This window comes from Shinella sp. M27 (assembly GCF_049199905.1).
GTDB lineage: Bacteria > Pseudomonadota > Alphaproteobacteria > Rhizobiales > Rhizobiaceae > Shinella.
Window position 1 is genome coordinate 1 of the sequence record NZ_JBLZPK010000031.1, and the last position, 6,622, is coordinate 6,622.

The window sequence follows — 6,622 nt, forward strand, 5'->3', positions numbered from 1 at the left end:
CCCCGCCGATGACCGCCGTCAGCGCGGCGGCCCCGCCCGGCGGATGCAGCGAGCGCGTAAGCGACATGACGAGGATGGCGAGCGAGACTGCAAGGCCGATGGCGATGGCGGGGTCCCGGACCAGCGTGGTCACGGTGACGCCGACAAAGGCCGATATCACGTTGCCGCCGACGATTGACCAAGGCTGGGCAAGAGGGCTTGCCGGCACGGCGAAAAGCAGGACGGCGGAAGCGCCGATGGGTGCCACGATCAGCGGCAGATTGGGATCCTGCCCCATGAACAGCGCACTGACGAAGCCGGTAAGGCAGATGCCGACCAGTGCGCCGAGGCAGCCGATCAGGCGCTCTTTCAACGTTGCGCCGGCAAGAATGGGAGAGAACAGCCGGAATTTGGACAGGGTGCCCGATTTCTGGGCATCGTGTTGAGGTGGGGCCACGATGATCCTGATCTATAAAAGGCAGATGACTATTTTTAAGGCTTATCTGCCCTTCATGCCGTCAACGCAAGGGTTTCCGGGGAAGATTCTGTTTTGCCGGAGGGGAAGGAAAACGGCGCCGTTTCGGCCAACAAAAAAGCCCGGCTGAGCCGGGCTTTTTTGAGAACGCTCCTGGTAAGGAAGCGGGGAATTTGGTGCCCAGAAGAGGACTCGAACCTCCACACCCTTTCGAGTACCAGCACCTGAAGCTGGCGCGTCTACCAATTCCGCCATCTGGGCGACGGAGAGCGATGTAGAAGGACCGCCCGCCGGTGTCAACAGGCTTTTTGAAGTTTTTGCAACGGCTTGGCAAAAAGTTGTTTATCGGCTTTCGGCCCAGTCGCGGATGCGCTGAAGTCCAGCGGTGAGAAGCCTGACGGCGGCGGCTTCGTCGGCGGCTTCCACATAGCAGCGCATTTCCGGCGCATTGCCGGAGGGGCGCAAGTGGATGACGCTCCTATCCTCCAGCGTCACGCGCAGCCCGTCGATGTCGCTCACCTTCTGCGGTACGCCGATGGGCGCAAGGAACGCGGCAAGCGGTCCCGCACCCGAACGCAGCTCCGCCATCAGGGCGGCACTCGTCTCGACGGTAAAGTTTTCCAGCCGGTCGCTGGCGGCGGCGGGAAGCGCAAAGCCGGCTGCAATCAGGGAGAGCGGCTTTTCCTCGGCTGCCGCAAGCGCCAGCACGGCCAGGATCGGCATCAGGCTGTCGCGGGTCGGCAGCGGCGCCAGGTCATGACCGTTCACGCGGAAGGGCGTTGCCGTCAGCGTGCCGCCATTCGCCTCGAAGCCGGCAACCGCTTTCTCGCCGGCTGCGACGGCCTCGTTCATCGCCGCGATCACGAAGGGCGAGCCGACGCGGGTGCGCAGCACGCGGCCATCGATGGCGGCTTCGATGCCGGAATTGGAGGTGACGGGCGTGGCGATCACGGTCGCACCGAGGAAGCGGCTGGCGATGAGGCCGATCAGGTCGCCGCGTATGGGCGTTCCGGTCTCGTCGGCGACAAGCGGCCGATCACCGTCGCCGTCGGCGGAGATGATGGCATGCAGGCCGTGCTGCACGGCCCAGCCTTGCAGGAGCGCGATCGTCTCCGGCGAGACGGCTTCCGTATCGACGGGAATGAAGGTCTCCGAGCGGCCGAGCGCCACGACATCGGCGCCATAGTGTGCGAGCACCTCGACGAAGAGGTCGCGTGCCACGGTGGAATGCTGGTAGACGCCGACGCGCAGGCCGGCAAGGCTTTCCTCCGGCAGCAGGGCGCGGTTGCGGGCGCCGTAGAGCGCCATGGTCTCGACATGAAGGTCCTGCGCCGTTTCCTGCGCGGCATCGAAGACGGTCCCCTCGGCGCGGATAGCCTCGGCGGCGGCGGTGATCGCCGCTTCGTCCGCCTTGTCGATCTCGCCGTCCGGCCGGTAGAATTTGATGCCGTTGCGGTCGGCGGGAATGTGCGAGCCCGTCACCATCAGGCAGGCCGCGTTGCGGTCAAGCCCGAGCAGCGCCAGCGCCGGCGTGGGCAGCGGGCCGCAGTCGCGCGGCTGAAGGCCGGCCTTGCGCAGGGCGGCGATGGCGATCGCCGAAATGGCGGGGCTGGAGGCGCGGAAATCGCGGCCGATCAGGATGTCGTCGCCGGGCTTGGCCATGCCCGAGGCGATGAGGTGGCGCGCGAAGGCGGTGGCATAGAGCGCGGTCGCCGGACCCTCAAGATCGACCGAGAGACCTCTGAGGCCGCTGGTTCCGAATTTCAGGCTCATGCAACACCTCTGCCTCTTGCGGATCGTCCGCGCCGCGATAAATCCCCTCTACAGGACGGGCGCGCGACCATGAATAAAACAAAATGCGTGAACGTAATACAAAGCAGGGACGTGACAGGGAGAAATCCCGCCAAAGCTAGAGAGGATCACATGTCGAAGATCAAGAATCTCGTCTTCGGTTGCGTTATGGGCATCGCCTCCGCAATCGCGCCCATGGGAGTGGCCCAGGCCGTCCCGCTTGGCGTACCGGTGCAGACGACCAGCGACGTGCAAAAGGCGCAGGTGGAATTCTGCGTCGGCTATGGCTGCGAGCGTCCGCGCTACTACCGCCGCCATCATCGCCCGCATTACGGCTATGAGCGCCGCTACTATCGCCCGCGTTACGAACGGCCGCGCTACTATGGCGGCGGGCGCAACGCCCATGTGCGCTGGTGCTCGAACCGCTACCGCACCTACGATCCCTATACCAACCGCTATCATGCCGGCGGCGGCGTCTATCGTATGTGCTATTCGCCCTATCGCTGATCGCGACCGGGTTGAAACAGGCGGCGGGCTTCGGCCCGCCGTTTTCGTTTCAGACCTTGCTCATTTCAGGCCGGCATCTCTCCGACGCGGTCGGTATGGCCGAGATCGCGGCCGGGCTCGATAATATCGCGCACCCGCTGCTTCAATTCCTTCGGCCCCGGAAAGCCGCCGTCGCGTTTGCGTTCCCAGACCAGCGTGTCGTTGACGCGGATCTCGAAATTGCCGCCGGTGCCGGGAACGAGCGCCACCTCGCCGAGCGCGTCGGAAAAAGTCGACAAGAGCTCCTGCGCCATCCAGCCGGCGCGCAGCAGCCAGTTGCACTGGGTGCAGTAGAGAATGGAAATACGCGGCTTTTCCCCGGACATGGCAACCTCCTGATCGATCGCCGAAGCATATAGCAGCAGGTGCGGCTTGGCACGCCTCAGCGCACGGCGATCTCACGGAAATGTCAACTCAATTTATCAAGTATTGTCGCCGGACATCTTGTCGCAGCCCTTTTCCTGGAGGAGACGTGTTGCACTGCAATAGGATCACAGGAGAACCCATGACAGAGCTTGCCACCAACCGCCCGCGCCTCATCATCCCGTCGCTCGGCGGCCTCTATTCCAGGCTTTCGGAAAGTGCCGAGACGATCCTGCGCGTGGCCACGGGCCTGCTGCTCGTCACGCATGGTTATGGCAAGATCATCAATCCCTTCGGTGCCAGCGGCATGGTCGAGAGCCTCGGCTTCTATCCCGGCGCTTTCTGGTCGCCGTTGCTGTCGGCCACCGAATTCTTCGGCGGCATCCTGATCGCCATCGGCCTCTTCACCCGCCCGGCCGCCTTCGCCGCGATGATCGTGCTGGCCGTGACGGTCTATTTCCACGGCATCGTGCAGGGCGAGGGCCTTGGCGGCGCGGAGAAGTCGATCCTCTGGACGCTGATTCTCTTTTTCTTTGCGGTGCGTGGCGCCAACAGCCATTCGGTCGATGCGAAAATCGGCCGTCAGTTCTGATCGGCCTCCGGCGGTTGCGGTGTCTGCCGCAGCCGTCTCCTGGCGAGCGCCGCCAGCGTCTCGCCGTCATAGGGTTTGCGCGCGATAGGGACGACCTCGAAGCCTTCGATGCCGCCGATATGAATGTCGGCGACGGTGGTGAACAGCAGCGGTACGCGCGCCTCGATCAACCTGTTGATGCGCGCGGTGATCCGCGTCGCGTCGAGCGGCACGTCGAGCAGGCAGAGATCGATCCCGGCAAGCGCTGTTGCATCCCACTGGTCGAGCTGTTCCGGCCGAAGCAGGGTGATACGGCAATCGAGCGCCGACTTGATCAGGTATTCGGCGTCCAGCGCGATGAGGAACTCGCGTTCGGCGACGACGATGTGCGGTATAGAACGGTCCATGGTGCCGCACTCCAATCCATATGCAAGCACCGGGGTAGCGGTGCTGCGGGAGGCGGACATTGGGCATCATCCCAAAAAGTGTCATTTAAAAAAGACATAGCGTCTGCGTGATGGAACAAGTGTGCGGTGTCTGCGTTTCGAGGAGCCAGCCCGTTCGGGCTGGTGTCAATCGACAGGCCCGGAGGCATGATGGCAAGCGGTACGGTGGGCACCCAGCAGACCCGATGGCGCACGCCCTGCCAGCAATGTCCTTTGCGCAGTCTTCCCGATTTCCGCGATTTCACGCCGAAGGAACTGGACTTCGTCTCGCAGTTCAAGAGCGGCGAACTGTCGAGCGAACGGGGCGCGACGATCCTCGTGGAGGGCATGCACAGCGCGCATCTCTTCACGGTGCTGTCGGGCTGGGCCTTCCGCTACAAGCTCCTGCCGGACGGGCGCCGCCAGATCATGAACTATGTGCTGCCGGGTGATCTCATCGGTCTCCAGGGCAGTTTGATGGGCGAGATGGATCATTCCATCGAGGCGCTGACGCCGGTGACGCTCTGCGTCTTCGAGCGCTCCAAGCTGGAGCGGCTGTTCGAGCGCCATGCCTCGCTCGCCTACGATCTCACCTGGATCGCCGCGGCGGAAGAACGCATCCTCGACGAACATCTGCTGTCGATCGGTCGGCGCACGGCGCTGGAGCGCACGGCCTATCTCCTGTCCTTCATCCACCAGCGGGCGCATCTGGCGGGGGTGAACGGCGGGCGGCGGGTGATCCCGATCACCCAGCAGCACGTCGCCGACACGCTCGGCCTGTCGCTTGTCCACACCAACAAGACCCTGCGCAAGCTCTCCGACCGCAAGCTGATGCGCTGGCAGGAAAAGGGCTGCGAAATCCTCGATGCCGACGGACTTCAAGCGCTCGCCGGGTGGGAAGGGCTACAGCGCGGACCGCGGCCCTTCATCTGAAGGCTCGGATTATGCCACATCCCAGTGCAGCGGGAACATCGGGTCGAACACCGTCACCGGCCCGGCACCCGTCTCGATCTTCGCCGGGAAGGCGACCGGTTCGGCCCGCTTGACGAGACGGATCGTATCCTCATTGGCCGGCAGGCCGTACCATTCCGGGCCGTTCAGCGAGGCGAAGGCTTCGAGCCTGTCGAGCGCTCCGTCCTCTTCGAAGACATGGGCAAGGCAGCTCATCGTGTTGATCGAGGTATAGATGCCGGCGCAGCCGCAGGCGCATTCCTTGAGCGGATCGACATGCGGCGCCGAATCGGTGCCGAGGAAGAAGCGCTTGTCGCCGGAGGTTGCGGCGGCGCGCAGTGCCAGCCGATGCTCCTCGCGCTTGGCGACGGGCAGGCAGTAATAATGCGGCTTGATGCCGCCGACGAGGATGGCATTGCGGTTGATGATCAGGTGGTGCGTGGTGATCGAACCGGCAAGGTTCGCCTTGGACGCCTTGATGTAATCGATGCCGTTCTTCGTCGTGACGTGCTCCATGGTCACGCGCAGCTCCGGCAGGCGCTGGCGCAGCGGGTCCAACACCGTCTCGATGAACACGGCCTCGCGGTCGAAGATATCGACCTCCGGTGTCGTCACCTCGCCATGCACGCAGAGCGTCAGGCCGATCCTGGCCATGCGCTCCAGCACCGGCATCGCCTTGTCCATGTCGCGCACGCCGCCATGGGAATTGGTCGTCGCGCCGGCCGGATAGAGTTTGACGGCGCGGATCAAGCCGCTCTTGAAGCCGGCTTCCACGTCGTCGGGATTGGTGTGCTCGGTGAGATAGAGCGTCATCAGCGGCTCGAACCGGTCGCCCTTGGGCAGGGCGGCGAGGATGCGGTCGCGATAGGCGCTTGCATCGGCGGTCGTGACAACAGGCGGCACGAGGTTCGGCATGATGATGGCGCGGGCGAAGTGGCGGCTGGTGTCGCCGATCACGCCCTCCAGCATGGCGCCATCGCGCAGGTGCAGGTGCCAATCGTCGGGCCGGCGAATGGTGATTTCTGTGGTCATCGGCGTCTCTCCCGTCTTGGAGCATTTCCGCAAGCGGAACATGCTCCAATCCCTTTGTTCAGCGCAATTCCGGACGCAAAACCGCTGTGCACTTTTGCTGGAATTGCTTTGGGGCTGCGATAGCACCCGCAGGGCGTCAGGACAATTCCTCAGAAAAGGTCGATATGAAGATCGGCGGGCCGGGAGTTTTCCAGGATGCGCTTTCCGTTCGGCAGATCGTTGCCGTAGAGCTTCCAGCCGATCTGGTCCTCGGGCAGGGCATAGCCCATCCAGCGCTGGCGCAGCCGCTCCTCCAGCACGGGATAGGGCGGGCCGACGAAGATGGTGAAGTCGAAGACGCCGTCGAGCGCGTCCCAGGGCGCGTCCTTGAACAGCAGGTAATTGCCCTCGGCCAGCACGAAGCGCGTTTCGACGGGAATGGCGCGGGCGGCATTGATGGCGAGTTCGCGCGAGCGGTCGAAGACCGGCACCAGCACCTCGCCCTCGGCC

Annotated in this window: 8 protein-coding genes, 1 tRNA gene and 1 pseudogene; 3 read left to right on the forward strand and 7 right to left on the reverse strand. The window is 64.0% G+C overall.

Annotation, left to right across the window (positions count from 1 at the left end; translation table 11 throughout):
- From ACOZK4_RS12115 to ACOZK4_RS12125, 3 genes are all read right to left on the reverse strand, one after another.
- Positions 1 to 442 (reverse strand): HPP family protein (locus ACOZK4_RS12115; protein WP_421592097.1); only part of this gene is annotated, 442 nt, incomplete at its 3' end.
- A gap of 186 nt (positions 443 to 628) precedes the next feature.
- Positions 629 to 715, reverse strand: a tRNA-Leu gene (locus ACOZK4_RS12120).
- 81 nt (positions 716 to 796) lie between these two features.
- Complete coding sequence (locus tag ACOZK4_RS12125) at positions 797 to 2,227, reverse strand: phosphomannomutase (protein ID WP_421592092.1); 1,431 nt, start codon at positions 2,225 to 2,227, stop codon at positions 797 to 799.
- Between the two features lie 150 nt (positions 2,228 to 2,377).
- Between ACOZK4_RS12125 and ACOZK4_RS12130 the strand changes: the two genes are divergently transcribed.
- Complete coding sequence (locus tag ACOZK4_RS12130) at positions 2,378 to 2,752, forward strand: BA14K family protein (RefSeq protein ID WP_313532198.1); 375 nt, start codon at positions 2,378 to 2,380, stop codon at positions 2,750 to 2,752.
- 65 nt (positions 2,753 to 2,817) lie between these two features.
- On the opposite strand, the gene ACOZK4_RS12135 is transcribed toward ACOZK4_RS12130, so the two are convergent.
- Positions 2,818 to 3,117 (reverse strand): SelT/SelW/SelH family protein, encoded by a 300-nt coding sequence (locus ACOZK4_RS12135; RefSeq protein WP_313532197.1) that lies wholly within the window; start codon positions 3,115 to 3,117, stop codon positions 2,818 to 2,820.
- A 179-nt stretch (positions 3,118 to 3,296) separates the two neighbouring features.
- On the opposite strand from ACOZK4_RS12135, the gene ACOZK4_RS12140 reads away from it, so the two are divergent.
- Positions 3,297 to 3,746: a DoxX family protein gene (locus ACOZK4_RS12140; protein WP_421592093.1), complete on the forward strand. Its 450-nt coding sequence runs from the start codon at positions 3,297 to 3,299 to the stop codon at positions 3,744 to 3,746.
- Here the strand turns inward: ACOZK4_RS12140 and ACOZK4_RS12145 are convergent.
- Positions 3,737 to 4,132, reverse strand: a complete 396-nt coding sequence (locus tag ACOZK4_RS12145; RefSeq protein WP_421592094.1) for a hypothetical protein — start codon at positions 4,130 to 4,132, stop codon at positions 3,737 to 3,739. The two genes, ACOZK4_RS12140 and ACOZK4_RS12145, sit on opposite strands and share 10 nt — an antisense overlap.
- 186 nt (positions 4,133 to 4,318) lie before the next feature.
- Here ACOZK4_RS12145 and ACOZK4_RS12150 point away from each other — a divergent pair, with 186 nt between their 5' ends.
- Entirely contained in the window at positions 4,319 to 5,083 is a 765-nt protein-coding gene (locus ACOZK4_RS12150) for a Crp/Fnr family transcriptional regulator (protein ID WP_421592095.1), read from the forward strand.
- A gap of 9 nt (positions 5,084 to 5,092) precedes the next feature.
- Here the strand turns inward: ACOZK4_RS12150 and pyrC are convergent, their stop codons facing one another.
- Positions 5,093 to 6,133 carry a dihydroorotase gene (pyrC, locus tag ACOZK4_RS12155; RefSeq protein WP_421592096.1) on the reverse strand — a complete coding sequence of 347 codons (1,041 nt, stop codon included), beginning with the start codon at positions 6,131 to 6,133 and terminating at the stop codon, positions 5,093 to 5,095.
- Positions 6,134 to 6,282: 149 nt separating this feature from the next.
- Positions 6,283 to 6,622: pseudogene (locus ACOZK4_RS12160) on the reverse strand (nucleoside/nucleotide kinase family protein); the annotation flags it as partial.

Excerpts from the sequence above, each read along its gene's own strand:
- ACOZK4_RS12140 (WP_421592093.1), top strand. The coding sequence starts at position 3,297 with ATGACAGAGCTTGCCACCAACCGCCCGCGCCTCATCATCCCGTCGCTC.
- ACOZK4_RS12130 (WP_313532198.1), top strand. The coding sequence starts at position 2,378 with ATGTCGAAGATCAAGAATCTCGTCTTCGGTTGCGTTATGGGCATCGCC.
- ACOZK4_RS12135 (WP_313532197.1), bottom strand. The coding sequence starts at position 3,117 with ATGTCCGGGGAAAAGCCGCGTATTTCCATTCTCTACTGCACCCAGTGC.
- ACOZK4_RS12150 (WP_421592095.1), top strand. The coding sequence starts at position 4,319 with ATGATGGCAAGCGGTACGGTGGGCACCCAGCAGACCCGATGGCGCACG.
- ACOZK4_RS12145 (WP_421592094.1), bottom strand. The coding sequence starts at position 4,132 with ATGGACCGTTCTATACCGCACATCGTCGTCGCCGAACGCGAGTTCCTC.
- ACOZK4_RS12125 (WP_421592092.1), bottom strand. The coding sequence starts at position 2,227 with ATGAGCCTGAAATTCGGAACCAGCGGCCTCAGAGGTCTCTCGGTCGAT.
- pyrC (WP_421592096.1), bottom strand. The coding sequence starts at position 6,133 with ATGACCACAGAAATCACCATTCGCCGGCCCGACGATTGGCACCTGCAC.